The sequence below is a fragment of the Amycolatopsis sp. NPDC003676 genome (assembly GCF_053587275.1).
In genome coordinates, this window is the sequence record NZ_JBSFNS010000005.1 from 15,248 (window position 1) to 41,698 (window position 26,451).

At 68.2% G+C, this 26,451-nt stretch carries 27 protein-coding genes; 17 read left to right on the plus strand and 10 right to left on the minus strand.

Going from position 1 to position 26,451, the window contains the following annotated elements; translation table 11 throughout:
* The gene (locus tag ACWDNU_RS04360) at positions 1-570 is read right to left on the minus strand and encodes a TetR/AcrR family transcriptional regulator (protein WP_370939572.1); all 570 of its coding nucleotides are present in this window, start codon (positions 568-570) and stop codon (positions 1-3) included.
* Positions 571-661: 91 nt separating this feature from the next.
* On the opposite strand from ACWDNU_RS04360, the gene ACWDNU_RS04365 reads away from it, so the two are divergent.
* Positions 662-1,621 carry a ketopantoate reductase family protein gene (locus ACWDNU_RS04365; protein WP_449667726.1) on the plus strand — a complete coding sequence of 320 codons (960 nt, stop codon included), beginning with the start codon at positions 662-664 and terminating at the stop codon, positions 1,619-1,621.
* Between the two features lie 201 nt (positions 1,622-1,822).
* On the opposite strand, the gene mutM is transcribed toward ACWDNU_RS04365, so the two are convergent.
* From mutM to rsmD, 8 genes are all read right to left on the minus strand, one after another.
* Positions 1,823-2,683, minus strand: coding sequence for a bifunctional DNA-formamidopyrimidine glycosylase/DNA-(apurinic or apyrimidinic site) lyase (gene mutM, locus ACWDNU_RS04370; RefSeq protein ID WP_449667727.1), 861 nt, complete (start codon positions 2,681-2,683; stop codon positions 1,823-1,825).
* 110 nt (positions 2,684-2,793) lie between these two features.
* Positions 2,794-3,534, minus strand: a complete 741-nt coding sequence (gene rnc, locus ACWDNU_RS04375) for a ribonuclease III (protein ID WP_182892148.1) — start codon at positions 3,532-3,534, stop codon at positions 2,794-2,796.
* Positions 3,535-3,548: 14 nt separating this feature from the next.
* Complete coding sequence (gene rpmF, locus ACWDNU_RS04380) at positions 3,549-3,731, minus strand: 50S ribosomal protein L32 (protein WP_009074209.1); 183 nt, start codon at positions 3,729-3,731, stop codon at positions 3,549-3,551.
* A gap of 74 nt (positions 3,732-3,805) precedes the next feature.
* On the minus strand, positions 3,806-4,423 hold the full coding sequence (locus ACWDNU_RS04385) for a YceD family protein (protein WP_449667728.1): 618 nt from the start codon (positions 4,421-4,423) through the stop codon (positions 3,806-3,808).
* Between the two features lie 278 nt (positions 4,424-4,701).
* Complete coding sequence (locus tag ACWDNU_RS04390) at positions 4,702-5,427, minus strand: DivIVA domain-containing protein (protein ID WP_449667729.1); 726 nt, start codon at positions 5,425-5,427, stop codon at positions 4,702-4,704.
* 153 nt (positions 5,428-5,580) lie between these two features.
* Positions 5,581-6,300: a ribonuclease domain-containing protein gene (locus ACWDNU_RS04395; RefSeq protein ID WP_449667730.1), complete on the minus strand. Its 720-nt coding sequence runs from the start codon at positions 6,298-6,300 to the stop codon at positions 5,581-5,583.
* 141 nt (positions 6,301-6,441) lie between these two features.
* Positions 6,442-6,924, minus strand: a complete 483-nt coding sequence (gene coaD, locus ACWDNU_RS04400; protein ID WP_344285825.1) for a pantetheine-phosphate adenylyltransferase — start codon at positions 6,922-6,924, stop codon at positions 6,442-6,444.
* 52 nt (positions 6,925-6,976) lie between these two features.
* Positions 6,977-7,543, minus strand: a complete 567-nt coding sequence (gene rsmD / locus ACWDNU_RS04405; protein WP_449667731.1) for a 16S rRNA (guanine(966)-N(2))-methyltransferase RsmD — start codon at positions 7,541-7,543, stop codon at positions 6,977-6,979.
* Positions 7,544-7,668: 125 nt separating this feature from the next.
* On the opposite strand from rsmD, the gene ACWDNU_RS04410 reads away from it, so the two are divergent.
* The 15 genes from ACWDNU_RS04410 to ACWDNU_RS04480 all read left to right on the plus strand — a co-directional run bounded on the left by ACWDNU_RS04410 (position 7,669) and on the right by ACWDNU_RS04480 (position 23,423).
* Entirely contained in the window at positions 7,669-9,789 is a 2,121-nt protein-coding gene (locus tag ACWDNU_RS04410; RefSeq protein ID WP_449667732.1) for a HelD family protein, read from the plus strand.
* An 85-nt stretch (positions 9,790-9,874) separates the two neighbouring features.
* On the plus strand, positions 9,875-10,870 hold the full coding sequence (locus ACWDNU_RS04415; protein ID WP_449667733.1) for an LLM class flavin-dependent oxidoreductase: 996 nt from the start codon (positions 9,875-9,877) through the stop codon (positions 10,868-10,870).
* Positions 10,870-11,673 (plus strand): alpha/beta fold hydrolase, encoded by an 804-nt coding sequence (locus ACWDNU_RS04420; RefSeq protein WP_449667734.1) that lies wholly within the window; start codon positions 10,870-10,872, stop codon positions 11,671-11,673. Before ACWDNU_RS04415 ends, ACWDNU_RS04420 begins: the two co-directional genes overlap by 1 nt.
* A 289-nt stretch (positions 11,674-11,962) precedes the next feature.
* Entirely contained in the window at positions 11,963-12,736 is a 774-nt protein-coding gene (locus ACWDNU_RS04425; RefSeq protein ID WP_009074192.1) for an MlaE family ABC transporter permease, read from the plus strand.
* Positions 12,736-13,578: an MlaE family ABC transporter permease gene (locus ACWDNU_RS04430; RefSeq protein WP_449667735.1), complete on the plus strand. Its 843-nt coding sequence runs from the start codon at positions 12,736-12,738 to the stop codon at positions 13,576-13,578. The genes ACWDNU_RS04425 and ACWDNU_RS04430 overlap by 1 nt, the downstream gene beginning before the upstream one ends.
* Positions 13,575-14,816 carry an MCE family protein gene (locus tag ACWDNU_RS04435; RefSeq protein ID WP_449667736.1) on the plus strand — a complete coding sequence of 414 codons (1,242 nt, stop codon included), beginning with the start codon at positions 13,575-13,577 and terminating at the stop codon, positions 14,814-14,816. Before ACWDNU_RS04430 ends, ACWDNU_RS04435 begins: the two co-directional genes overlap by 4 nt.
* Complete coding sequence (locus tag ACWDNU_RS04440) at positions 14,813-15,814, plus strand: MCE family protein (RefSeq protein WP_449667737.1); 1,002 nt, start codon at positions 14,813-14,815, stop codon at positions 15,812-15,814. The genes ACWDNU_RS04435 and ACWDNU_RS04440 overlap by 4 nt, the downstream gene beginning before the upstream one ends.
* Positions 15,811-16,794 carry an MCE family protein gene (locus ACWDNU_RS04445; protein ID WP_370939586.1) on the plus strand — a complete coding sequence of 328 codons (984 nt, stop codon included), beginning with the start codon at positions 15,811-15,813 and terminating at the stop codon, positions 16,792-16,794. The genes ACWDNU_RS04440 and ACWDNU_RS04445 overlap by 4 nt, the downstream gene beginning before the upstream one ends.
* Complete coding sequence (locus tag ACWDNU_RS04450) at positions 16,791-17,789, plus strand: MCE family protein (RefSeq protein WP_449667738.1); 999 nt, start codon at positions 16,791-16,793, stop codon at positions 17,787-17,789. Before ACWDNU_RS04445 ends, ACWDNU_RS04450 begins: the two co-directional genes overlap by 4 nt.
* Positions 17,786-18,832 (plus strand): MCE family protein, encoded by a 1,047-nt coding sequence (locus ACWDNU_RS04455; RefSeq protein ID WP_449667739.1) that lies wholly within the window; start codon positions 17,786-17,788, stop codon positions 18,830-18,832. Before ACWDNU_RS04450 ends, ACWDNU_RS04455 begins: the two co-directional genes overlap by 4 nt.
* Positions 18,832-20,037, plus strand: a complete 1,206-nt coding sequence (locus ACWDNU_RS04460) for an MCE family protein (RefSeq protein WP_449667740.1) — start codon at positions 18,832-18,834, stop codon at positions 20,035-20,037. Before ACWDNU_RS04455 ends, ACWDNU_RS04460 begins: the two co-directional genes overlap by 1 nt.
* Positions 20,016-20,726, plus strand: a complete 711-nt coding sequence (locus ACWDNU_RS04465) for a hypothetical protein (protein WP_449667741.1) — start codon at positions 20,016-20,018, stop codon at positions 20,724-20,726. Before ACWDNU_RS04460 ends, ACWDNU_RS04465 begins: the two co-directional genes overlap by 22 nt.
* Before the next feature lie 614 nt (positions 20,727-21,340).
* Complete coding sequence (locus tag ACWDNU_RS04470) at positions 21,341-21,811, plus strand: hypothetical protein (protein WP_370939591.1); 471 nt, start codon at positions 21,341-21,343, stop codon at positions 21,809-21,811.
* A 34-nt stretch (positions 21,812-21,845) separates the two neighbouring features.
* A complete protein-coding gene (locus ACWDNU_RS04475) occupies positions 21,846-22,481 on the plus strand; it encodes a hypothetical protein (protein WP_449667742.1) in 636 nt (211 codons plus the stop codon).
* A gap of 330 nt (positions 22,482-22,811) precedes the next feature.
* Positions 22,812-23,423 (plus strand): DUF6801 domain-containing protein, encoded by a 612-nt coding sequence (locus ACWDNU_RS04480; RefSeq protein WP_449667743.1) that lies wholly within the window; start codon positions 22,812-22,814, stop codon positions 23,421-23,423.
* A gap of 47 nt (positions 23,424-23,470) precedes the next feature.
* On the opposite strand, the gene ACWDNU_RS04485 is transcribed toward ACWDNU_RS04480, so the two are convergent.
* Positions 23,471-24,283, minus strand: coding sequence for an RCC1 domain-containing protein (locus ACWDNU_RS04485; protein ID WP_449667744.1), 813 nt, complete (start codon positions 24,281-24,283; stop codon positions 23,471-23,473).
* Positions 24,284-24,649: 366 nt separating this feature from the next.
* Between ACWDNU_RS04485 and ACWDNU_RS04490 the strand changes: the two genes are divergently transcribed.
* Positions 24,650-26,194, plus strand: a complete 1,545-nt coding sequence (locus ACWDNU_RS04490) for a DUF6801 domain-containing protein (protein WP_449667745.1) — start codon at positions 24,650-24,652, stop codon at positions 26,192-26,194.
* Positions 26,195-26,451 lie beyond the last annotated feature (257 nt).

The window sequence follows — 26,451 nt, forward strand, 5'->3', positions numbered from 1 at the left end:
TCACTGCGGACGGCGCAGCCCGTCCAGCAAGAGGGTGATGACGTCGTCAGCCTCGGCACGCCAATGTGGACGGTCGTGGGCCGCGCCGATGCCGTGCAGCACCATCATCACGGCACCGGAATCCACGTCGTCGCGAATGCTGCCGTCCCGCACCGCGGCGGCCACCAAGTCGGCGACAGCCTGCTCCAGCGCCTGACTGCCCTCGGCGAGATCGCCTGACCGTTCGGCCATGAGCGTGGCCAGCGTCCGGGCCAACCCCTCGTGGGCGTCGATGTGGTCGACCATGCCGCGCAGGAAAGTCGCCAAAGCCTCCGCCGCGGGCAGCGTGGCCCGCAGTTCGCGCGCGCGGTCGCACAGCGCGGCGACTTCCCCGTGGTAGACCGCCTCGGCGAGCGCCTCCCGGGTGGGGAAATGCCGGTAGAGCGTGCCGGTGCCCACCCCGGCCAGGCTCGCGAAGTCGTCGAAGCGCAGGTCGAAGAACTCGCCGGCGTCGAAGATCTCTCGTGCCTTGGCGATGAGGACGTCGCGGTTGCGCCGGGCGTCGGCCCGCAGCGGCTTGTCGGCGGTCATGCTCTCCCTCGCGTTGACAAGTGGAGGTAATCTCCATATTTTGAAAAGTGGAGATTGTCTCCACATCGAATGCTACCCCACGAGGTGCAGCGTGAAGATCCTGATGTTCGGCCGAGGCGTGATCGCCACCATCTACGGCTGGGCCCTGCAACGAGCGGGACACGAGGTCGAGTTCTACGTCCGGCCGGGCCGCGCGGCGACGTACGGGGACACCGTCGAGTTCGACCTGTTCGATATGCGGCACCGGCCGCTGGGGCAGCGCGTCGTCGAGAAGTGGCCGGTGCGCCTCCGGGAGGAGCTCGAACCGGACCACGACTTCGACCTGATCGTGCTCAGCGTGGGCCACCACCGCCTCGCGGAGGCGACGGATTTCCTGGCTCCGCGCGTCGGCCGGGCCACGGTGCTGGTCTTCGGCAACCTCTGGACCGAGCCGCTGGACGCGATCGGCGCACTCCCCGTCGACCAGGTCGCCTGGGGCTTCCCCCAAGGCGGCGGAGGTTTCGGCGCGGACGGCGTGCTCCGCGGATTCCTGCTGCGGTCGGTCGTCTTCGGCACTCTCGGCGAGCCCCCGACCTACCGGGAATTGGCCGTGCGCAAGGCGTTTCGCGAGGCCGGACTCCGGATCAAGGAGCGGCCGGACTTCCGCGGCTGGCTGTGGGTCCATTTCGTGTCGGATGCGGGCCTGTTCTCCCAGGGCCTGCGGCTGGGTTCCCTGTCCGACCTGGCCGGATCGACGCGCGACATGCGCGAGGGCCTGCTGGCCGGGCGCGAACTTCTGCCGCTCCTCGAAGCGCGCGGTATCGACCTGCGACGGCACCGCGGCGGCCTGCTGCTGTTCCGAGCGCCCACCTGGCTGACGGCCCCCGTGCTCGCCTGGCTGACCGCCCACGTCGGGCCGGTGCGCGCGAGTTTCGCGGCACACAACAACCCTGACGCGGAGGAGCCGCGCGAGGTCTGCCGGGACACGCTGGCCGAAGCACGCCGGTCAGGCATCTCGGTCCCGCGGCTGGAAGCGGCGGAACCGCTCTTCGCCCGCGAGGAGACAGCTTGAGCTTGAATTCACCGATGTGCCAGCAGCACAAGGCTTTTCGCCGCCCAATGTCGGTGACGCGGAAGGAAAAGGCCGCTGGTTCGCGCGGTTCGGGCATCGCTACCGGTCAAGTCGCGCGGTGCTCAGCGACCTCCCGTTCTCGCCCGACCACACCCACAACGGACCCGCCCAGCCCAGCCTCGCCACCGGTCCACCGCGCGGCTAAGCCACCCGAGCCCGCCGCTGACACCGCGGACATGAAAACGACGACCGGTTCATGAACGGCTCCCGCCGGATCGGCGAACCGCAGCGGCGGCACGGCATTCCTTCCTGGCCGTACGCGTCGAGCGAGCGCTCGAAATACCCCGATTCCCCGTTCACGTTCACATAAAGCGCGTCGAACGACGTACCTCCCGCGAGCAGCGCCGCCGACATCACGTCGCTCGCCGCGGACACCAGCGTTCGCCCCTGTGCGGCAGTGAGTTTCTCGGTCGGCCGCGACCAATGCAGTTTGGAGCGCCACAACGCCTCGTCGGCGTAAATGTTGCCCACCCCGGACACCAGCGTCTGGTCGAGCAGCGCGCGTTTCACCTCGGTCCGCCGCGAACGCAGCGCGCGCACGGCGGCCTCCGGGTCGAACTTCGGGTCCATCGGGTCCCGGGCGATGTGCGCGATGGTGCCGGGCAGGCTGTCGCCGTCGACCTCGACCAGTTCGTCCAGCGCTAGGCCGCCGAACGTGCGCTGGTCGACGAACCGCAGTTCCGGCCCGCCGTCGGCGAAGCGGACGCGGACGCGCAGGTGTTTCTCGTCCGCCGAGCCCTCGGGCTGCACCAGCATCTGGCCGCTCATGCCGAGATGTGCCAGCACCGCTTCGCCGTCGGACAGTTCCAGCCACAGGTATTTGCCGCGCCGCCGGGCCGCCTCGATCGTGACTCCGGCGAGCCGTCCGGTGAAGTCGGCAGCTCCCTGGGCGTGCCGCCGGATGGCGCGGTCGTGCAGCACCTCGACGGCCCGGACGGTACGGCCGGCGACGTGCGCTTCGAGACCGGCGCGGACGGTCTCGACCTCGGGTAGTTCGGGCATGCGCTCATTCTGCCCGGCGCCCCCGACAAAACCGGCGGGCCCGTGCCTCAGAACCAAAAACCGAGGCCGGCCGACATTCACGTCGGCCGGCCCCGGGAAGAAAAAACGACTCAGCTCGCGTCGTCGCCGGTGCCGAGTTCCTCCGACAGCGCCCGCCAGGCGGTCTCCGCGGCCTTCTGCTCGGCTTCCTTCTTCGTGGTGCCGTTGCCTTCGCCCAGCGCGCGGCCCGCCACCAGCACGGTGGCGGTGAATTCCTTGCGGTGGTCGGGACCGCTGTCCTCGACGCGGTACTCGGGCACGCCGAGTCCCCCGGAGGCGGTCAGCTCCTGCAGGCTGGTCTTCCAGTCGAGGCCAGCCCCGCGCAGCGGAGCCTCGGCCAGCAACCCGTCGAAGAGGTGGTGCACCAGCTTGCGCGCGACCTCGATGCCGTGCGCGAGGTACGTGGCGCCGATGACGGCTTCGAGACCGTCGGCGAGGATGCTCGCCTTGTCCCGGCCGCCGGTGAGCTCTTCGCCCTTGCCCAGCAGCAGATGCGCCCCGAGCCCGCCCTCGCCGAGCCCGCGTGCGACGCCCGCCAGCGCGTGCATGTTGACGACGCTGGCGCGCAGCTTCGCGAGCTGGCCCTCGGGCAGGTCGGGGTGGGTGGTGTAGAGGTGGTCGGTGACGACGAGGCCGAGCACCGCGTCTCCGAGGAACTCCAGTCGCTCGTTCGGCGGCAGGCCGCCGTGCTCGTACGCGTACGAGCGGTGCGTGAGCGAAAGACGGAGCAGCTCGGGGTCAAGAACGACCCCGAGCGCCTCGAGCAACGATGCGGGATCGGCCGCGGGTCCTCCGACGGGCTTACCCCCCATGGTCGGCTGCCCGCTCAGGCGGGCTCGACGACCTGGCGGCCGTTGTGCTGGCCGCAAGCCGGGCAAGCGACGTGCTGGATTTTCGGCTGGCGGCAGGCGCGGTTGGAGCAGGGCACCAGCTGAACCGGAGCCGCCTTCCACTGGCTGCGGCGGGAGCGCGTGTTGGATCGCGACATCTTCCGCTTCGGGACGGCCACGAGTAGATCTCCTTCAAACGGTCTGCTCGCGGATGCGAGCGAACTTACTTCTCCCGGATCGAGCTGGACGCTCGTCAGGCTTGCTCTCCGGAGCCGTGCGCAGGCTTTTCGCCCGCGTTCTCGTCGAATCGCTCGACCAGCGCGGCCCACCGAGGATCTATCTTCTCATGCCCGTGTCCGGGCTCGAGATCGGCCCACTTGACGCCGCATTCGATGCACAGACCGGGGCAGTCCTCGCGGCACAGCGGGGCGAGCGGAAGCGCCAGCACCACGGCGTCGCGGACGGTCGGCTCGAGGTCGATCCGGTCGTCGACGAGGCGAGGGATCTCGTCCTCGTCGGTGGTCTCCTCGGTGGCCGAGCCCGGGTAGGCGAACAGCTCGGTGAGGTCGACCTCGATGTGCTCGGTGACCGGGTCGAGGCAGCGCGAGCACTCGCCGGTGGCGACCGCGGTCGCGGTGCCGGTGACGAGGACGCCCTCGACGACGGATTCGAGCATCAGGTCGAGCTCGACGGGCTCGCCTTCGCGGATTTCGAGCACGCCGGGGACGCCGAGCGCGGTCGGCACGGGCGCGCTGCGGCGCAGCTCCCGGCTGAGTCCCGCGCGGCGGCCGAGCTCACGGGTGTCGACCACCCACGGGCTGCGGTCGTCGAGCTGCGCGGGGCGGGGGTTCTGGGCAGGGTTTTCGGACATCGCCTACCAGCGTACGCAGGCCCCGCAACCGCGTTGGAGGTGGCCGGACCTGGCGAGCACCGATCGCGGCCGGAACCGTGACCGGCACGCACGGGCCGCAGTGCCGGGCGGTACCGGATGCGCGGCGGTCATGCGCCCCAATGTGGCATTGGGTGCATGCGACGCACCGAACGCCACATTGGGTGCATCTGACGCACCCAATGCCACATTGGGGCCGCTTGCCCCGCCGACAGCCTCGGCATCCCGTCCCAACCGGCCGGAACACCCGCGGCGGGAACTCAGACCTGGTAGTCGTACAGCGTCGAGCGGCCGTTGCCGTGGCCGGTCGAAGGCGAACGCAGGTGGTTGCGGCCCGAATCGACGGTGCGCAGCGTGGTGGCCAGCAGTTCGGAGAACTCGGCCAGCTTGCCGTCCACGTACGCGTCGCAGTCGGCGCGCTGGCGGTCGGCTTCGGCGTGCGCCTCGTCGACGATGCGCGCGGATTCGGCGTGCGCGGCCTGCACGACCTCGGTCTGCGAGACGAGCCGGGCCTGTTCGGCGCGGGCGTCCTCGATCGCGCGGTCGTAGGCGTCGCGGCCGGCCTGGATCATCCGCTCGGACTCGGCGCGGGACCGTTCGGTGAGGTTCTGGTACTCGGCCTGCCCGCCCGCGACCATGCGCTCGGCCTCGTTGTGCGCGTCGCCCAGCATCTGCTCCGCGTGGGCGCGCGCGTCGGCGAGGATGCGCTCGGCCTCGGACGTGGCGTCCGACACCGTCCGCTCGGCTTCCTCGTTCGCGCCGGCGACGGTCTCCCCCGCCTCCTTGCGCGCGGCCAGCAGCAGGTCGTCGCGTTTGTCGAGCACGTCCTGCGCGTCGTCCACTTCGCCGGGAAGCGCGTCGCGGACGTCGTCGAGCAGCTCGAGGACGTCGCCGCGGGGCACCACGCAGCTGGACGTCATGGGAACCCCACGCGCCTCTTCGACGATCGTGACGAGCTCGTCGAGTGCCTCGAAAACCCGGTACACGGCCACTCCCTCAAGCAGTTTCCCCGATCACTGGCTTCCAGTCTGCCCGCTTCGCAGCCTGAACCGGTGAACGAGCACCCGACCGGGCGTGTCCTGGCACGGACGGGAAGGGGCGGCCTCACCCGTCGGTGAGACCGCCCCGCCGCGCCGCGATCAGCCGTTGAGATCGATCTTCTGGAAGGTGGCGTAGTGGTCCGGCGTGTAGACGAGTTCGCCGCCGTCGCCGGAGATCACGCGGTCCTCCGAGCCGACGTCGTACAGCGTGTAGTAGCCGGCGTCGCACGCGGGCAGGACGCCCTCGCGGTTCTGGTAGGTCGTGCCGTCGCTGAGGGTGCCCGCGCGCACGCCGTCGACGACCTTCTTGGCCTCGTCGGAAAGCGTCGAGTAGCCGACCGGGCTCAGCTTCGACAGGTCGCCGCACTTCGTGGGCGTGCTGCCGCCGTCGATGTCGATGACCTGGAACGTGGCGTAGTGGTCGCCGGTGTAGAAGTACTCGCCGCCCTGGCCGGTCACGATCCGCCGGGTGCCGCGGTTGCTCGAACCGGGCGTGGGCACGGTGTACTCGTGGTAGTAGCTCGACGCGCAGGAGGGCAGGATCCCCTCCCGGTTGGTGAACACGACGCCGTCGTTCTTCGGGTACGGGAACGGGCCGTTCGTCTGGATGAGCTTGTAGGTGTCAGTCGCCTGCGCGGGCAGCGCCGACAGCTTGACGTGCGTGAACCCGGACAGATCCCCACAGGAGTTCTGCTTCGGCTGCACGGACGCCGGCGCCGCCGGGGACAGCGGGACGGCCTCCGCGGCCGTGCCGAACCCCAGGAAACCGACCAGCAGTGCGAAAAGGACACCGACTATGCGGCTGCGGTTGTTGGTCATTTTCGGACGGTAACCCGGTCGGGTAGTCCGCAGAATGACGTGAGGTGAACAGCTTCAGGTCGCGGCCGAAGTCCCGACGAAGGCTGTAATCCGTTCAGGCTAAATCGGCCGCTGGGCTGGCGTTGCGGACGGAAGCGGTGCTCAGTCCTGTTTGGCGTAGACGGCGACAAGGCGTTCGTATACCACCGGCGGCACCAGGTTCTCGATGTCGCCGCCGAGCGCCGCGATCTCCTTGACCAGCGAACTGGACACGAAGCCGTACGCGGGGTTGTTGGCCATCAGCAGCGTTTCGAGGCCGGTGAGCTCGCGGTTCATCTGAGCCATCTGCAGCTCGTAGTCGAAGTCGCTGACCGAGCGAAGGCCCTTCGCGACCGCGGCGATGTCGTTGTCGCGGCAGTAGTCCACGAGCAGGCCCTGCCACGAATCGACGCGTACATTCGGCAGCTTCGCGGTGATCTCGCGGAGGATCTCCATGCGTTCCTCGACGCTGAAGAGGCCTTTCTTGCTCTTGTTCACCCCCACCGCGACGACAACCTCGTCGAAGAGCGCCGAAGCACGCTCGATGATGTCGAGATGTCCGTTGGTGGCCGGATCGTAAGAACCGGGACAGACCGCACGCCGCATGGCGCGGACGCTATCAAGCCACGCGGTCGCGCGCGCACTCGTGACGACTGCGTCACACCTCGGATGAGCTGTCGTACTCCGCCCAGTACAACGCTGTATCGCCGTAGCGCTTGTCGCGAAGCGGCTTAAACGTCGACGGCCACTCCGGAGCACCGTCGCGCGCAGCCCGTTCAATCACCGTCAACGCGCCGTCAGCAAGCCAGCCACCACTGTGCAACGAAGCGAGCACAGTACCCAGCGAAGCAGCATCGACCGCGTACGGCGGGTCTGCGAGCACCACGTCGAACCGCACCGACGCAGGCGCAGCGACAACCGTCTCAACCTGGCCCGCGCGCACTGTCCCGCCTAGCCGTAAATCGGCAACGTTGCCGCGAAGCACCTCTACCGCCCGACGGTCGGCTTCCACGAACCAAGCGTCCGCGGCACCCCGCGAAAGCGCTTCGAGACCGAGCGCGCCCGAGCCGGCGTAGAGGTCGAGTACGCGGGCTCCGTCCAGCTCACCGGCCACTTCGAGGGCGTTGAACAGTGCTTCCCGCACCCGCTCCGACGTCGGACGGGTGCCTTTGGGCGGCACCTTCAGCCGCCGTCCGCCCGCCTTCCCCGCCACGATCCTCGTCACCCGGCCATCTTCGCCCAAGGTCGCGATGTGGCGTTGGGCAGGACTTGCCGAACCCTCGCGCGCGGGCGCGTAGAGTCGTCCTTCGCCCTCCAGAGGCGAGGTCATGGTGTTCAAGGGAGCGTTGCGTGTCGGAACCCCGGGTGAGACGGGCTGAGATCGCCGTCGAGCAGGCACACGTCGACCGGGTCTACACGCGGCTCGCCGAGCTGCGGACCCAGGCCGAGGCGATGCGGGCCAAGGGCTACGAGCTGGGCCAAGGCGCCCAGCGCGAAGCGATCTTCGAGCAGGCGTCGATGCTGTTCGAACGCGACATGATGGTCTACCACGCGAACCAGACCCTGCAGACGCTCGACGCCGAGTACGAGGGCCTGGTCTTCGGCAGGCTCGACCACCTCGACCGCGAGCACATCTACGTGGGCCGCCTCGGCATCCGCGACACCGAGTTCGACAACCTGGTCACCGACTGGCGCGCGCCCGCCGCCGCCGCGTTCTACCAGGCCACCGCCGAAGAGCCGATGGACGTCGTGCGCCGCCGCGTGATCCGCTGCTCCGGGCAGACGGTGCTGGACGTGGACGACGACGTGCTGATCGCCGACGCCGTGCCCGAGGACATGCAGATCGTCGGCGAGGGCGCGCTGATGGCCGCGCTCGGCCGCTCGCGCGGCGAGAAGATGCGCGACATCGTCGCCACGATCCAAAAGGAACAGGACGACGTCATCCGCGCGCCGTGGCGCGGGGTCACCGAGATCACCGGCGGTCCGGGCACCGGCAAGACGGCGGTCGCGCTGCACCGCGCGGCGTACCTGCTGTACCGGCACCGCCGTCAGCTCGGCGGCGCGGGCGTGCTGGTGATCGGCCCATCGGGCGTCTTCACCACATACATCTCGCGCGTGTTGCCGTCGATGGGCGAAACGAACGTCGAACTGCGCGCGCTCGGCGAAGTGCTCGACGGTCTCGAAGCGACGCGACAGGACACAGCCGCGCTGGCCGCGATCAAGGGTTCGCTGCGGATGCGAAAGGTGCTTCTGCGCGCGTTGCGCGACACCCCACCCGAAGCGCCGACGGAGCTGAAGATCGTCTACCGCGGCGAAGTACTGAAGCTCACCGCGCGCGAGTTGGAGAAGGTACGGCGCAAGGCGCACACGCAGGGCGCGCCGCCGAACAGGTCGCGCGTACGCGTGGCAGAGCTGCTTCTGGCCGCGCTCGCGGACAAGGCCGAGGAGTACGCGAAGGCGGACGGCAAGGAGATCGACCGCGCGGAGCTGATCAACGATCTCGGCGAGCGCATCGACTTCCACCGCTTCCTCGTCGTGTGGTGGCCGGTGCTGTACCCGGCGCAGGTGCTCAAGTGGCTCGGCACGGAGAAGCGGCTGGCCGCGACGTCGAAGGGCATCCTGAACCGGAACGAGATCAGCTTGCTGGCGGCCGATTTCGCGGACCGTGCGCGCGGCTGGTCGGTGGCCGACGTCGCGTTGCTGGACGAGCTGCGCGTGCTGGTCGGGCCGGAGCCGAAGCGGCGCCGTCGCCAGACCGTGGTCGAGGTGGCCCCGGAGCGCGGCAGTTCCGGCGGCGCGCCGCACCGCCCGGAACACTACGACGAGTACTCGCACGTGGTCGTCGACGAATCGCAGGACCTTTCGCCGATGCAGTGGCGGATGGTCGGCCGTCGCGGCAAGTACGCGAGCTGGACCGTCGTGGGCGACCCGGTGCAGAGTTCGTGGCCGGATCCGGACGAGGCGGCACAGGCCCGTGACCAGGCGTTCGGCGTGAAGACCACGCGGCGGCGCTTCACGCTGCGCACGAACTACCGGAACTCGGCGGAGATCTTCGACCTCGCGGCGAAGGTCGTGGCCGGCCACGCGCAGGCCGACGAGCTGCCCAAGGCCGTGCGCACCACCGGAATCGAGCCGGAGGTCCGTCCGGTCGACCAGGCCGCGTTGGTGACCACGACGCAGACCGCAGTGAAGGAGCTGCTCGGCGCGGTCGAGGGCACGGTCGGTGTGATCACTGCCATGGACCGCGTCGAAGAGGTCGAAGGCTGGCTCGCCGGGCAGACCGACGAGCGGCTGAAGGTCGTCGGCAGCCTCGATTCGAAGGGCCTCGAATACGACGCGGTCGTGCTGGTCGAGCCCATGGACCTGGTCACCGAGTCCTCCACCGGACGGCGCGTGCTGTACGTCGCGCTCACCCGCGCGACGCAGCAGCTGATCGTGCTCGCCTCGAACCCGGACTGGCTGCCCTCGTGAGTGGCAATCGCGGTTAGAACCGTGATTGCCACTCACGAGAAGGCAACCGGGAAGGGAACCGCCGCCCCGCGCGTTACGCCCTTACGTGACCTCTCTGCCTGACGTGCCGCTGTCCGTGCTCGACCTCTCCCCCGTTTCCGAAGGGAAGGGGGTCGGCGAGGCGCTGCGCAACACGCTCGATCTCGCCCGCAACGCCGAGCGGCTGGGCTACCACCGGTACTGGCTCGCCGAGCACCACAACATGCCCGGCATCGCCAGCTCGGCCACGGTGGTGCTGATCGGGCACGTCGCGGACGCCACCGAGAGCATCCGCGTCGGCTCCGGCGGGATCATGCTGCCGAACCACGCGCCGCTCGTGGTGGCCGAGCAGTTCGGCACGCTGGAGGCGTTCCACCCGGGCCGGATCGACCTCGGCATCGGCCGCGCGCCGGGCACCGACCAGCGCACCGCGCTCGCGCTGCGCGGGCCGGGCGGGCTGTCCGCGGAGAACTTCCCCGAGCACCTGATGGAGCTGATCTCCTACTTCGAGCCGGACGCGGCGCGCGGCGTCAACGCGGTCACCGCCGAAGGCAACAAGCCGCCGGTGTGGCTGCTGGGTTCGTCCGGCTTCAGCGCACAGCTGGCCGGACGGCTGGGGCTGCCGTTCTCCTTCGCGCACCACTTCGCGGCCGAGAACACGATTCCGGCGGTTCGGCTGTATCGCGAGAACTTCCGTCCGTCCGAGGTGCTTTCCGAGCCGTACGTGATGCTGGGCGTGCAGGTGATCGCCGCCGAGACCGACGAGCGCGCGGAGTATCTCGCCGGACCTAGCGGGCTGACCTTCCTCAGCCTGCGCCGCGGCCGTCCGATCGCGCTGCCGACGCCGGAGGACGCCGCCGAGTACCCGTACACCGAAATGGACCGCGCGTTCCTCGCCGAGCGGTTCGGGTCGAGCATCGTCGGCGGGCCGGAGAGCGTCCGGAAGGGACTGGACCAGCTGCTGGCCGACACCGACGCCAACGAGCTGATGATCACCACGATGGTGCACGGTCACGAGGACCGCGTGCGTTCGTACGAGATCGTCGCGGACCTGAAGCGCTGATGGCGGTCTTCGACTGGCGCGGGCAGCAGGTGCGGTGGTCCCGGCAGGGTGCGGGGCCGCCGCTCGTGTTCTGTCACGGGACGCCGTGGTCGTCGAAGCTGTGGGAGCCGATCGCTTCGACGTTCGCGCAGGACTTCACCGTGTACCTGTGGGATATGCCGGGCTACGGCAGTTCCACGATGGCGGACGGCCAGGACGTTTCGCTGGCCGCGCAGGGCGAGACGTTCGCCGCGCTGTTAGACCATTGGGGTCTCGAAGAGCCGGACGTCGTGGCGCACGACTACGGCGGCGCGGTCAGCCTGCGCGCGTTTCTGTTGCACGGCGCGGCTTATCGGTCGCTAGCGCTGGTGGACGTCGTCGCGCTGGCACCGTGGGGTTCGGAATTCTTCCGTCTGGTGGCCGAGAACGCGGACGTGTTCGCGCAGCTGCCGCCGAACCTGCACGAAGCGCTGGTGCGGGAGTACATCGCCGGTGCCGCCCACCGTCCGTTGTCCGCCGAGGCGCACGACATGCTGGTCACGCCGTGGCTCGGTTCGGCGGGACAGGCCGCGTTCTACCGGCAGATCGCGCAGGCCGATCAGCGGTACACCGACGAAATCGAACCGCGCTACCGCGACATCAGCGTGCCCACGCTCGTCGTCTGGGGCACGGAGGACACCTGGATCCCGGTCGACCGCGCGCACCGGCTCGCCGGGATGATCCCGGGCGCCGGGCTGGAATTGGTCCGTTCGGCCGGACACCTCATCCAGCTCGACGCACCTGAAGCGTTGACGGCTTCGCTGCACCGCTGGCTCGCCCGCTGAAACATCCGGAAACCGCCGCACCGGTATTTATTTTCCGGCACTGACAACCGCATTCCCGGCAGTTGTCACAACCGCACAAGAATTCGGCGGTTACGACGCCGTGACCCCGCGGTACGGGGCAAGTTCTTGTCTGCGGGCAAGGCCCTCGTTAGCGTACTGACCAGTAACGAAACCGCACGGTAACCCCGCCGACGCTTTCCTTCCGCCTCGATCCGCCAAACGGATCAGCACCGGAACGGGCGTTCGGCGGGCATTCCGCCGTGCCCGGAAATTGCTGGGAGGTCGGGCGATGGCGTTTCCCGGCGCCGCGGCACTGCACCAGACCGGCCGGCTTTACGCACTGGGGCTCGACGTCGTCCGGCTGACGTTCCGCCGTCCGTTCCAGTTCCGTGAACTCGTGCAGCAGTTCTGGTTCATCGCGAGCGTGTCGATCCTGCCGACCGCGCTGGTGTCGATCCCGTTCGGCGCGGTGATCGCGCTGCACATCGGGTCGCTGACCACGCAGATCGGCGCGCAGTCGTTCACCGGCGCGGCGAGCGTGCTGGCGATCATCCAGCAGGCCAGCCCGATCGTGACCGCGCTGCTCATCGCGGGCGCGGGCGGCAGCGCGATGTGCGCCGACCTCGGCTCCCGCACCATCCGCGAGGAAATCGACGCGATGGAGGTGCTGGGAGTTTCGCCGATCCAGCGCCTGATCGTGCCGCGCGTGCTGGCCGCGATGGGCGTGGCGGTGTTCCTCAACGGCATGGTCAGCGTGGTCGGCGTGCTCGGCGGCTACTTCTTCAACGTGATCATGCAGGGCGGCACGCCGGGCGCGTACCTGGCGAGTTTCTCCGCGCTGGCACAGCTTCCCGACCTGTGGATCAGCGAGATCAAGGCGTTGCTGTTCGGATTCGTCGCGGCGGTCGTCGCGTCTTATCGGGGGCTGAATCCGCGCGGCGGGCCGAAGGGCGTCGGCGACGCGGTGAACCAGTCCGTCGTCATCACGTTCCTGCTGCTGTTCGTGCTGAACCTGATCCTCACCACGGTGTACCTCCAGCTCGTGCCGCCGAAGGGAAGCTGATGGCCACCCCGACTCCGACGCGCGTGCTCGAGGCGATCGACCGCAGGCTGAGCTTCCTCGACACTCTCGGCGACCAGATCCTGTTCTTCCTGCGCGCGCTCGGCTGGGTGCCGCGCGCGGTGCGCCGGTACCTGCGCGAGATTGTCCGGCTGCTGGCCGAGGTGAGCTTCGGCAGCGGCGCGCTGGCGGTAATCGGCGGGACGATCGGCGTGATGGTCGGGATGACCGTCGCGACCGGGACTGTCGTTGGGCTGCAAGGGTATTCGGCACTGAACCAGGTGGGCACGTCGGCGTTCGCCGGGTTCATTTCGGCGTACTTCAACACGCGCGAGATCGCGCCGCTGGTGGCCGGGCTGGCATTGTCGGCGACGGTCGGTTGCGGCTTCACCGCCCAACTGGGCGCGATGCGGATCTCGGAGGAGATCGACGCGCTCGAGGTGATGGGCATCCCGAGCGTGCCGTATCTGGTGACCACGCGGGTGATCGCCGGGTTCGTCGCGGTGATTCCGCTGTACGCCGTGGGGCTGTTGTCGTCGTATCTCGCGTCGCGGCAGGTCACGGTGTGGGGCTTCGGGCAATCGGCGGGCACGTACGACCATTACTTCCTGTTGTTCCTGCCGCCCGGCGACGTGCTGTGGTCGTTCGGGAAGGTGCTGATCTTCAGCGTCGTCGTGGTGCTCGCGCATTGCTATTACGGCTTCCGCGCGAGCGGCGGTCCGGCCGGCGTCGGCGTCGCGGTGGGCCGGGCGGTGCGGACGGCGATCGTCGCGATCAGCGTCCTGGACTTCTTCCTCAGCCTCGCCATCTGGGGTGCCACGACGACCGTCCAGGTGGCCGGATGAACCGGCGCTGGCACAAGACCCGAGTCCGCACTGCCGGGGTGCTGTTCTTGGCGGCGCTGTCGGCGTTCGTGCTGCTCACGGTGAAGATCTACAACAAGGACTTCACCACCACCGTGCCGGTGACGCTGCAAGCCGATCGCGTCGGCAACCAGCTGCGCGCGGGCGGGCAGGTGAAGGCGCGCGGGGTCGTAGTCGGCGAGATCCGGGGCGTGCACGCGATCCGCGGCGGCGCGGAGATCTCGCTGGCGCTGGACCCGGAGCAGGTAAAATGGCTGCCGGTCAACGTTTCCGCGTTGCTCGTGCCCAAGACCCTCTTCGGCGAACGGTACGTGCAACTGTCCATTCCGGACACTGGCCGAGGGCGGCCGTTGCAGGCCGGAGATGTGCTCTCGCAGGACCGGTCGGCGAACGCGATCGAGCTGGAGCGGGTCTTCGACAACCTGCTGCCGGTGTTGAAAGCCGTCCAGCCGCAGAAACTCGCGACCACGCTGACCGCGGTTTCGACGGCGTTGCAAGGCCGCGGCGCACAACTGGGCCAGACGTTGGCGACCGCGTCGGACTATCTGCGGCGGTTCAACCCGAACCTGCCGCAGCTGGACCGCAACGTGCGCGACCTCGCCACCGTCACCCAAATGTATGGCGACATCGCACCCGATCTGCTCGACGCGCTCACCGATTCGTCGGTCACCCTCGGCACGGTCGACGCGAAGCGCACGGACCTCGGTTCGCTGTATCAGCAGGTCACGACGTCGTCGCAGGACCTCACGACGTTCCTGCGGCAGAACCGGAACAACATCATCGCGTTGTCCTCCGGCAGCCGCCGTCCGCTCGAAATCGGTGCTAAGTACTCCCCCAGCTTCCCTTGCACTCTACAGGCGCTCACCGACATGAAACCGTCGATGGACCGGATCCTCGGCGCCGGATCGAAGGAACCCGGCCTGCACGTCGAGGTCACCGTGTCGCAGTCGCGCGGGAAATACGTGCCGGGCAAGGACGCTCCTGCATATACCGAGAAGACCGGCCCGCGCTGCTACCCGAGCGGGGTCGTGCCGAGCGCCGGAACTCCGGCGACGAAGCCGTCGACCGGCGACCTCGGCATCGCGAATTCCCCTCAGGAGCAACAGTTCCTGGCCCCGCTGATCGCGCCGTCCCTGGGCATGTCGACCGCTGACGTGCCGATGTGGAGCAGCGTGCTCGTCGGCCCGCTCTACCGCGGAACGGAGGTGACGGCGAAGTGAGAAACCTTGCCGCTCCCCTGGTCAAAAGCTTGATCTTCATCCTGGTCACGGTCCTCGCGACGGTCATTCTCGCGTTGTCGATCACCGGCGGTTCGGTCGGCGGGAGCCAGCGGTACGGGGCCACTTTCCTCGACGCCACCGCCCTGAATATCGGCGATGACGTGCGGATTTCCGGGGTGAAGGTCGGGCAGATCGAAGACCTCGGCGTGACCGACCACAACCGCGCGCACGTCAGCTTCTCGCTCGAGAACGGCCGCACCGTGCCGGCCAACGTGACCGCGGTGATCAAGTACCGCAACATGGTCGGCCAACGCTATCTCGCACTGGAACGCCCACGCGCCGCCGCCGGGGTGTTGCCGCCAGACGGCGAAATCCCCCTCGACCGCACGACTCCTGCACTCGACCTGACCGACCTGTTCAATGGCTTCAAACCGCTCTTCCAGGCGCTGTCGCCCAAGGACGTCAACGACCTGTCCGGCGAGATTGTCCAAGTGCTGCAAGGAGAAGGCGGAACGGTCACCGAACTGCTGCAGCACACCGGATCGCTCACCAGCACCCTGGCCAGCCGGGACCGCGTGATCGGCGAGGTGATCGGCAATCTGAACTCGGTGCTGAAAACCGTGAACGGCAAGGGAGATTCGCTCGCGACGCTGGTGTCAACCCTGCGCCAGCTCGTGTCCGGCCTCGCCGAAGACCGCACGGCGATCGGCGACGCGGTGTCCGGGCTGGCCGACCTGACGCAATCCACCAGCGGATTGCTCACCGAAATCCGGCCCGGTCTGAAGGACAGCATCTCCGGTCTCGACGCGCTGACCCGGAACCTGAACAAGGGGGAAGCCGACGTGGACAAGGCACTGACCACGTTGCCGCGCAAGCTCAACGCCATCGGCACGCTCGGGTCGTACGGCTCGTGGATGAACTTCTACCTGTGCAGCGCCGTTCTGGAAACGACTCCGCCGCGAGGCGTGCCGGCGACCGCGGCGAGGTGTGGCGCGTGAAGTCGTTCCGGGAGCGCAATCCGCTCGTGCTGGGAATCGTCGGCAGCGTCGCACTAGCCGCGATCCTCACCGGCACGCTGAACTACAACAACCTGCCGTTCCTCGGCGGCACCACCTACCAGGCCGAATTCGGCGAGGCCGCCGGGCTGCAGGCGGACGACGAGGTGCGGATCGCCGGGATCAAGGTCGGCGAAGTGTCCCGGGTGGACCTGGACGACGACCACGTGCTGGTCAGCTTCCGGGTGAAGAACGCCTGGATCGGCGACCGGACGTCGGCGCAGATCAAGATCAAAACGTTGCTGGGCCGGAAGTTCCTCGCCCTCGACCCGTCCGGCCGCGGGGAACAGAACCCAGACCAGCCGATCCCGCGCGACCGCACGGTGACCCCGTACGACGTGACCGACGCGTTCAACGGCCTCGCCGACACGGCGGGCGCGATCGACACGAAACAGCTCGCGACCAGCTTCTCCACCATCAGCGACACCTTCCGCAACTCGCCGCAGCACGTCCGCACCGCGCTCGACGGGCTCAGCGCGTTGTCGAAAACGGTCTCGTCGCGCGACAACGAGATCGCCGAACTGCTGGCCAACGCACGCAAACTGACCACCACGCTCGCCAACTCGAACGACGACTTCGAGAAGCTCGTCAAAGACGGCGACCTGCTGCTCACCGAACTGGACCACCGCCGTGAAGCGATCCACCAGCTGCTCGTCGGAACCCAGCAGCTCGCGAAACAGCTGTCCGGCTTGGTTTCGGACAACACCGCGCAGCTCGCGCCAGCGTTGAAGCAGCTCGACCAAGTTACCGACCTGCTGCAACGCCAAGACGCGAACCTCACGCAAAGCCTCAAGCTCGCCGGGCCGTACTTCCGCGTGCTGAACAACACGGCGGGCAACGGCCGTTGGCTCGACAGCTACCTGTGCGGCCTCATCCCGGAGAACCGCGATCCGTGCACCCCGCCGAAGGGAGGCGCGAAATGACCGCGCGCACCTACCGTTTCGTCGTCTTCCTGCTGGTGATGGCCTTGGTGATCTGCGGCGTCATGTGGTGGGTGTTCTCCGGATCCGGCCGATACCGCGTCACGGCGTACTTTTCGCGAGCCGTCGGTGTCTACAGCGGATCCGACGTCCGGGTGCTCGGGGTGAAGGTCGGCGAGGTCACCGCGGTTCTCCCGCAAGGCGAGCAAGTCCGTGTCGACTTATCGGTAGATCCGCACATCCCGGTCGCCGCTGACACCACGGCGCTGGTCATCGCGCCGAGCGTGGTCGCGGACCGCTATGTCCAACTGGGCAAACTCGCCCGGAGCGGCCCGCGCTTGGCCGACGGCGCGGTGATCGGCACCGACCGCACGGGCACGCCGGTGGAGCTGGACCAGCTGTACTCGAGCCTGGACACGCTGAGCAAAGCGCTCGGCCCGAACGGCGCGAACTCCAACGGCGCGTTGTCGGATCTTCTGCGGACGGGCGCGGCGAACCTGGACGGCAACGGCAAGGCGTTCAACACCTCCGTCCGCGACTTCGCCCGCCTCGCGCGCACGCTGGCGGGCAACTCCTCGGACCTGTTCGGAACGGTCGACGAGCTGCAGAAGTTCACCACCATGCTCGCCACGAACGACCACCAGGTCGCGGACGTGAACCAGCAGCTGGCCAAGGTGTCCGACACCCTCGCCGCGAACCGCTTTGAGCTCTCTGACGCGCTGCGCTCGCTAGCCAGCGCACTCGCGTCCGTCCAGGGCTTCATCCGGGACAACCGGGCTGCGATCAAGTCCAATGTAGACAAACTGGCCAAGACGACGCAGATCTTGGTCGACCAGCGCGCCTCGCTGGCCGAGGCGCTGGACGTCGCCCCGCTGGCCGCCCAGAACGTGCTGAACGCGGTCGATCCGGCCACCGGACGGCTGCAGGGCCGCTCGAATCTGCTTGAGTACCTGCCGCTGCCGGCAACGGACGTGGCCGTGACGGGAGGCGGCCGATGAAGGCACGACGGCTTTTCCTCGTACTGGCAGTGAGCACGCTCGCCGGCTGCGCGGCACCCAGCGGTTTCCACGGTGTCTACGACCTGCCGCTGCCTGGCGGCGCGGACCTCGGCGCGCATCCGTACGAGATCACCGTCCAGTTCGCCGACGTCCTGGACCTGGTCCCGCAGGCCGCGGTGAAGGTGGACGACGTCCCCGTCGGCCGCGTCCAATCGATCCGGCTGGGCTCCGACGGCTGGACCGCCGAAACCGTCCTGGCCGTCAACGGCGACGTCCACCTGCCCGCGAACGCTGTCGCGCGGTTGCGGCAATCGTCGCTGCTGGGCGAGAAATTCATCGAACTGGCCGCGCCGGTCACTTCGCCGTCCGGCCAGTTGGGCGACAAGGCCGTCATCCCGGTGTCGCGAACCAACCGGAACCCGGAGTTCGAGGAGATCTTCGGCGCGCTGTCGCTGCTGCTCAACGGCGGCGGAATCGGTCAGCTGCAGACGATCAACCGCGAACTGACGAAAGCCATGGACGGCAACGAGGAGGAGATCCGCAGCTTCCTCGCCGGAGTCAACCAGCTGATGACGAACCTCGACGCCCACCGCCGCGACATCAACGCCGCACTGGACGGCTTGAATCATCTCTCCGCGACGCTGGCCGACCGAAACTCCCAAATCGCCGACGCCCTCACCGACCTGACGCCCGGGTTGAAGACCCTCACCGACCAGCGCCCGCAACTGGTGACGATGCTGCAATCGCTGGACCAACTGTCCACAGTGGCCACCGACGTCACGAACAAGAGCCGAGACGACCTCGCCGCTGACCTGCGCGCACTCGCCCCCATCCTGCGCCGTCTGGCCGATGCCGGGCAAAACCTGCCCAAGGCGTTGGAAATCCTGCCCTCGTTCCCGTTCACCGACCCCGTGCTGGACGCGATCAAGGGCGACTACGTGAACGTCTACGCCTCGATGGTCCCCGGCTCCGGCGTGCCGCTGCCGCCACCTGGCCAAGGCGTCCCACCAGGTCTCCCGACCCTTTCGGCGGGGGGCCGCTGATGCTCACCAGACGGATCCGGGTCCAGGTCATCGCCTTCGTGATAGTCGCGCTGGCGGCGACTTCCTTCGTCGGCGCGAAATACGCCGGAATCGCCCGCCTTCTCGGTGCCGGCACCTACACCGTCCGCCTGGAGCTTTCGGAAGGCGGCGGCATCTTCACCAACGGCGAGGTCACCTACCGAGGCGTCGCCGTCGGCCGGATCGGCCAACTGCGCCTGACCGACCACGGCATGGAAGCGGACCTGCTGCTGGACACCTCCGCCCCGCCGATCCCGTCACGCTCCCGCGCAATCGTCGCGAACCGTTCTGCGGTCGGAGAGCAATACGTCGACCTGCAACCTTCCACGGACCAGGGGCCTTTTCTGGAGGACGGCAGCGTAATCCCCCGCAGCGCCACCGCCCTGCCGCTTCCCGTGCAGACTTTCCTGTCCGATGTGGACTCACTGACCGCTTCGGTCCCGACAGAAGACCTGCGCACGGTCGTGAACGAACTCGACAACGCATTACAAGGCAGCGGCCCAGATCTGCAACTGCTGATGGACACCGCGAGGTCCTTCACGAACTCCGCCTCCACCCACCTGCCCTCGACAGTAAAACTCATCGACGACGGCTCGACAGTCCTGAAAACCCAAGCCGCCTCCTCGACCGCGTGGCGAGACTTCAGCCGAAACGCCCGCCTGTTCGCCTCGCAGCTAGCGTCCTCCGACGGCGACCTGCGGAAACTGATCGCCACCGTCCCGCCCGCCGCTACCCAGGTGACGGGCTTGCTGCGGGACACCAGCCCCGGCCTGCCCATCCTGATGGCAAACCTGCTCACGACGGCCGACGTCTTCAGCGCCCGAACCGACGGTCTTGAGCAACTGCTGGTGACCCTGCCGAAAACCGTGGCCGCGACGTCGTCGGCCATCACCCCCGACGGCGGGAAGCTGTCGCTGGCCTTGACGTTCTTCGACCCGCCGCCGTGCCGGAAGGGTTACGAGAGCACGAAGTACCGCAGCAGCGCGGAACTGCCGGTGCTCCCGTTCAACACGTCCGCCGCCTGCACCCTGCCCGCCGGGGATCCGTCGTCAGTGCGCGGTTCGCAGAACGCCCCGCATGCCGGGGTGCCGGAACCGGCCAAGCCCGGCGGTCTCGCCGGGGTGGCTGGCGGGCTTCCGACGTCGACTGATCTGGAGGAGATGCTGTGGCTACGCCGGGGAAACTGAGGTTGTCACCGGAGGTGGCTTCTTCCGGTGAGGTCGCTTCTGGTGCTGAGGTTGACGATTCGCTTCCCATCGGCGACTCCGAACGTCCCGCGGCCATCGATGACGCCACCTCCCCCGCTGCCATCGATGACTCCACCACCTCTGCCCCGGCTTCCGCCGACGTGGACAGCTCGACCCCCGCCACCGCATCCTCGACCGCCAAATCCCGCCGCACCCTGACGTGGGCCGCCGGAATCGCCCTGACCGCAGCCACCGCTTTCGCCGCCTGGTCAGCCTGGTCGTGGCACACCGCAGCGACCGCCCCCACCTCAACCGCAGGCGCCACCAGAGACGAGGCTGTGGCGGCGGGCCGCACCCTGATCGCAACAGTGACCACCTTCGACCCCCACCACCGCGACCAAGACCTGACCCGCTGGCAAGCCGCGACAACCGGCGCCCTCCAAACAACCCTGCCCAGCAACGTCCCACCCGACGGCTCCACGACGACCGGCCACGTCCTGGACGCCGGCCTCTCCGACCTGGATGCCGAAGCCGGCACCGCGAAACTCCTCGCGTCAGTGGAAATCACCGTGGCCAAGGACGGCGCCACCGAGCCCATCCGCCGGACTCGCCTGGCCGCGACCCTGACCCGTACGGCGTCAGGCTGGAAACTCAGCACCCTGGAACAGTTGGGGGTCGCCGGATCATGAAACTCACCCCGCGCAGGTCGAAGCCCCGCACCGGATCGGCCGATTTCCCTGCTGGCACAACCTCATCCGGCGACCCGATCGGTGCTTCCGCTGAGGCCGCTCGGCCGGGTGCAGCCAGTACGCGCCCCGCGCCTGCCGCGACCGAACCAGCTGAGACGGCCCAGGCGTCTGCCGCAGCCGACGCCACCCAGCCAACCAACACCGGCCAGCCGCCTACCGCAGCCGACGCCACCCAGCCAACCAACACCGGCCAGCCGCCTACCGCAGCCGACGCCACCCAGCCAGCCAATACTGGCGAGGCGTGTACCGCAGCCGAAACCACCCAGTCAGCCAACACAGCCGCTCACCCGCCCACCACAGCGGAAGCCGCCCCGTCACCCACCGGCTCAACTCCCGAGCAGTCCACACCAACCTCCACCCCAGATCAACCACTCACCGCCGCCAAGCCAGTCCAAACTCCCCCCTCCGAACCCGAATCCGAATCTGAAGCCAAACCCGCCCAACCCTCGGCCGCCGACCCACTCGACGCCGAGCCAATCCCCTCCCCCGCCACCCCACCTCCCCCAGACCCCGAACCCACGAAAGCCCGCCGCCTCCCAGCACTCCTCCTGGCTTTGACCGCCCTCCTCACCGCCGCCGGCGTCTGGTGCACCGTCGAAGCCCGCTCCACCTCCGCGTCCGCCGCCGCCTCAAACCACGCGCTGACCGATCAACCCGCCACCGCCGAAGTCACCTCCGCCATCAGCCTCACCCTCAACAAGATCTTCTCCTACACCTACGACAAAACCGGCGTCACCGAGAACGCCGCCGCCACCCTGCTGCGCGGCCACGCCCGCGATTCCTACGAGAAGCTCTTCGCCCAGGTCCGCACGATGGCCCCGGGCCAACAACTGACGCTCACCTCGCGAGTCTCCGCCACGTCCGTCCAGCAACTCACCGAAAACAACGCACAGTTGCTCGTTTTCCTCGACCAGTCCGCCACGAGAGGGAATTCCGCCACCCCAGAAACCGCCGCGGCACAACTGTCCGTCACCGCACAGCGGATTGCCGGAAACTGGTACGTCACCGATCTCGCACCCCGATGAAGTTCTGTTTCCTCACCGCCGAAGGAGTACCGTCATGCCCATTTCCCGGATCGCCCGAATCGGCGTGCTCGCAGCGGCCGCCGCGACCGCGGTCAGCCTCGCCTCCGCCGTTCCCGCATCGGCGAGCGAAATACCCATTCCGATCTCCTATTCAGTGACGGGCAGCACGGTCGTGAAGAAGACCGGCAGCACGCTCGACCTCGGCCCCGGAACTCTCGCCGGAAATCTCCTGGTCGACGACCAAACCGGCGCCGTCGGCCTCAACGCCAATCTGCAATTGCCGCCGTCCACCGCGCACATTTCGCTGCTCGCCGGCGGTTTCAAGATCAAGGCGACAGTCACCGTCACCCCGACCGCGCCCGCGACCGGCAGCCTCGCGAACGGCACCCTCACCACCCACGAAACCGCGAACATGGAGATCAGCGACATCTGGGCGGGCCCGATCGTGCCGGTCTTCCCGGTGCCGACCGTGCCCGGCAGCTGCACGACCGTCAAGCCGATCGACCTGACCCTGAGCGCGGCGAACGTCGACATCACCAAGCCGATCACGCTCACCGGAAATTACACCATTCCGGACTTCAAGAACTGCTTCATCGCCGATCTCGCGCTCGGCGCACTGGTGTCCGGACCGGACAACACGATATCCCTGACCCTGACCTCGAAGAACTGATCAACCGCAGGAAAAAGGAGTACCGGACACCTTTCCGGTACTCCTTTTTCGCATACCTGATCTTGAATTAATTGTCACGCCGGCACGAAACGCCGATACTGTTTGCGCCGCCGCTGACAAAAGAATCGGTCCAGTTGCCGACCTGCGAACCAGGCGCGGAGCAGGGTTGTTGTCGACTGAACTCACGGGTAACCTTGGGCTCGCGGCCGGGATTCCTTACCGAGCCGATCCCCGTTCCCGGCGAATGTCCCGGAACGGAATCCGCGGAAACCTCCGTCCCCACTGCGCAGGATCGCCGCGAAAACTGCAGTCCGATCTAAGGAGAATGGTATGCCCCGGCTCAGCAAACTGTCCACCGGCGTGATGACCGGAGTCGCCGTAGGCGCGATCGCGATCCTGACCGCGGGCACGGCCTCGGCCGCCACCGCGACCTACCAGGCCGGCCCCGCGACCTACAGCTGCACGTTCCCGGCCATCCCGGCGCAGAACGTGTCGGTCACCGCGCAGTTCAACGGCCCGGACACGATCCCCGTGAACGGCACCACGACCCCGACCAACGTTTCCGGCACCGCGACCATCACCGCACTGGTCCACGCACTGCTCACGGCCGCGGGCTACGACGGAATCCGCGGCACCGCCGACGTCCCGATCACCGTCGACAACGGTTCGCTCTCCCCGTCGGACGCCTCCGGCCTGCAGATCCCGGAGCAGATCTACCCGGCGGGCGGCGCGATCACGGTGAACATCGCGCAGACGTCGACGTCGTCGATCCCGACCTACACCGCGCCGGCCAGCCCCGGCACGGTGACGTTCGGACTCGACACGACGCTGTCGGCGCAACTCGAGTTCCACAAGGCGTCCGACGGCAGCTGGACTCCTTGGACCATGCAGTGCACCGCCGCGTCGGGCACCAGCTTCAGCCCGTCGGGCACCATCTCCTGACCGATTCCGGCGGAGGGGCGGCCGAGTGCCGCCCCTCCGTTGTCGGTTCAGTGGCAGGGAATCGAACGGTCCGTCACCACCAGGCTGAACTCGTCGCCCGCGGACCCGCTGACGACCGGCCCGCAGATCGGCGGCCGAGGCACGGTCGCCTGGCCGTAGGTGTTGTTGCCCCAGCCGACAACGGACCCGTCCGCTTTGAACGCGAAACTGTGGTTCCATCCCGCGTCGATCGCGACCACCCCGCTCGTCGCCGCCGGCGGCACGTCAGTCTGGCCGACGTTGTCGCGCCCCCAAGCGAGCACGCCGCCGTTCTTGAGCGCGAGACTGTGCTCGAACCCGGTCGAGATCGCCGTCACCCCGGATTGTGCCGCCGCCGGAACCGTTGCCTGGCCGTAGGTGTTGTTGCCCCACGCCAGTACGCTGCCGTTCTTCAGCACGAGGTTGTGGTCCCCGCCCGCCGAGATCGCGGCGACGCCCGACTGCGCGAAGTCCGGCACATCCGACCGGCTGCCCCAGCTCACGACCTGACCGTTCTGCAGCAACGCGAGGCTGTGCACCGAACTGGTGGAAATCGCCGTCACGCCGCTGGACACCGTTGGCGGAAGATCAGTCTGGCCGTACCAGTCGTTCCCCCACGCATACACCTTGCCGCCCTTGAGGCCGAGCCCGTGCGTCCAGCCGGCGGCGATCTGACTCGTCCCGGACGCGAGGTCCGCGGGCACCTCGGTCTCGCCGAAGTTGTTGTCCCCCCAGGCGATCACGCCACCGTTCTTAAGTGCCAGCGCGACCAGTCCCCCAGCCGACACCGCGGACACGCCGGACGAGACTGTCGCCGGCGTCCGGAGAATCGCGTTCGTCACCCCCCATGCGTAGACACCGTTCGCCGCCGTCAACTGCGGTTCACTCGCGGCAGCCGCGGTCACCTCGCCTGTCCCGAGCGCGACGACCGCGGCAACGAGTGCCGCGGCCCTGCTCCACCGTCTGTATCCGGTCGCCATCGCAGCCCCTTTCTCCGCACTTTCCGGCGATACTCGCAGCCGTCGGCGGGCGCGCGGATTCTTTGTCAGATTCCGATGAAAACACCGCCCCGAACTAGCCCGCGAGCATAAGAAAACCCTGCCCCGCCAAGGGAAATCCACCGCTGCGGCCGCGCCTCTTGCCCGCCTGGTAAACCCACCGGTAACTTCGCTCGAGAACGATTCCCCGCGGGCGAGGAGGGCGTCTCAATGCCAGCACTCCGCAGACTGACTGCCCGCCGCACGACCTTCACCGCGCTGGCGATCCTCGCCGCCCTCTCGATCGGAACCGGCGGCCTCACCGGCATCAGCTCCGCCGCGACCGACACGACACCCCCGGCCGCCCCACCGTCGCCCGGCGAACAACAAGCATCCGCGGACGTCGCCCTCGACTGCCCGTTCGCCGCCCCAGCCGGCCCTCAGCGGATCACTCTCAAGACGACCGCCACCCTGCCCGCGACGGCGACTGTCGGCTCCGCGGTCAAATTCCGTTCCCTGACCGCGTCGTTCACGCTTCCTCGCGCCGTCGCGACCCAGTTGGCACCGGCCCCCGCCACCAGCCTCCGCGGCGGCTTGACCCTGGACCTGACCGCGCATCAAGGCGACAAAAGCACCGCGATCCCCGCGCCGTTCACAATCGCGCCGACGCCGTTGCCAGAAAACGACGACGTCCAGTTCACCGCGACCGCGGACTTGCCGGACCAGGCGATCACCGTCCCTGGCGAAGTCAGGTTCGACGTCGGCGCCCCGGCCATCGCCCTGAAACCGGCGACCGAATCCACCACCGATGCTACGCCAGTCCGGTGCGCCCTAGCCCCAAACCAGAAGACCGCGCTGGCCTCGATCCTCGTCGCCCCAGCTCCCGCCAAACCAAGCACCGGAAACCCGGACACCCCGCCTCCCGCCGCGCCGCGCAATGAAGCCGCCCCGCAGGACAGCGGCGGGTTCACCATCGTGACGCCGCTGAACCTCGTGCAAATCGTCGCCAATTCGTCGATCTACCGGGTGGGCGCGACCGTCACCAGCAAACCGACCGGCCTGCTCAACGGAGTCTGGACGATTGTGCTGGACGACAACGGCATCCAGCACGATCCGAGCACGATCACGGGTTCCGTCGGCTTCAAGCCGGTCACGGCGACCTTCCTGGGTTTCGGCTTCGTGCCGGTGAGCGCCACGGTCGAGTTCCTCCCCGCCGACTACCACCACGCCAAGCTGATCGAGCTCAACGCGCAGCTCAGCGCACCGCCCGGCGAGACCATCCTGACCACTCACGTCAAGGTCATGGCCAGGATGAGCAACGCGACGGTCAACGGCGTCCCCCTTGACCTCGGCCCGGACTGCGTCTCCGCCTCGCCGATTTCCCTCAACCTTTTCGGCCCGTACAACGCACTGCAAGGCGGCACCGTCGGCACCGACCCGAACGCGCCGGACCCCGACTACCGCGGTTTCACGTTGCCCCCGTTCGTCCACTGCGGCGTCGCCGAACCGCTCAACCCCCTGCTGACCGGCATGGCCTCCACCACGACGAACATCAACCAGGCCAAGGTCGTCGCCGTCAACTTCGGCGAATGCACCAAGCCGAACCACACCCAGTGCCCGCCGCCCCCGATCCCGCCGGGCTCGACCCCCAAACCGAACACCGCGCCCAACACCGGACGGACGCCCAACACCGGGACAGAGACAACCCCGCCGACCCCCGGCTCCAAAACGAACCGTCCCGTCACAGCCGGCTCCCCGTCTCCCCACCCGAACTGACGAACACCGCCTTTCAGCCAACGCCGCCCCACAATGCTCTGACGGGCTTTGGCCGCAGAACGGCGAATCCTCGCCGCCAACAAAGCACAACGTCGCTTCGACGGCTCGCCCATTCGACGCTGGACCACCGAACCAGCGGCACCCTCGCCCCCACCGACCTGGCCAACCGCCATTCATCGCACCGTCGGCGAACCAGCGGCATAACCAACTGCTGCCAACTCAACCGAAGCCAGGCCCCGTTACCCCAACTCAGCCGC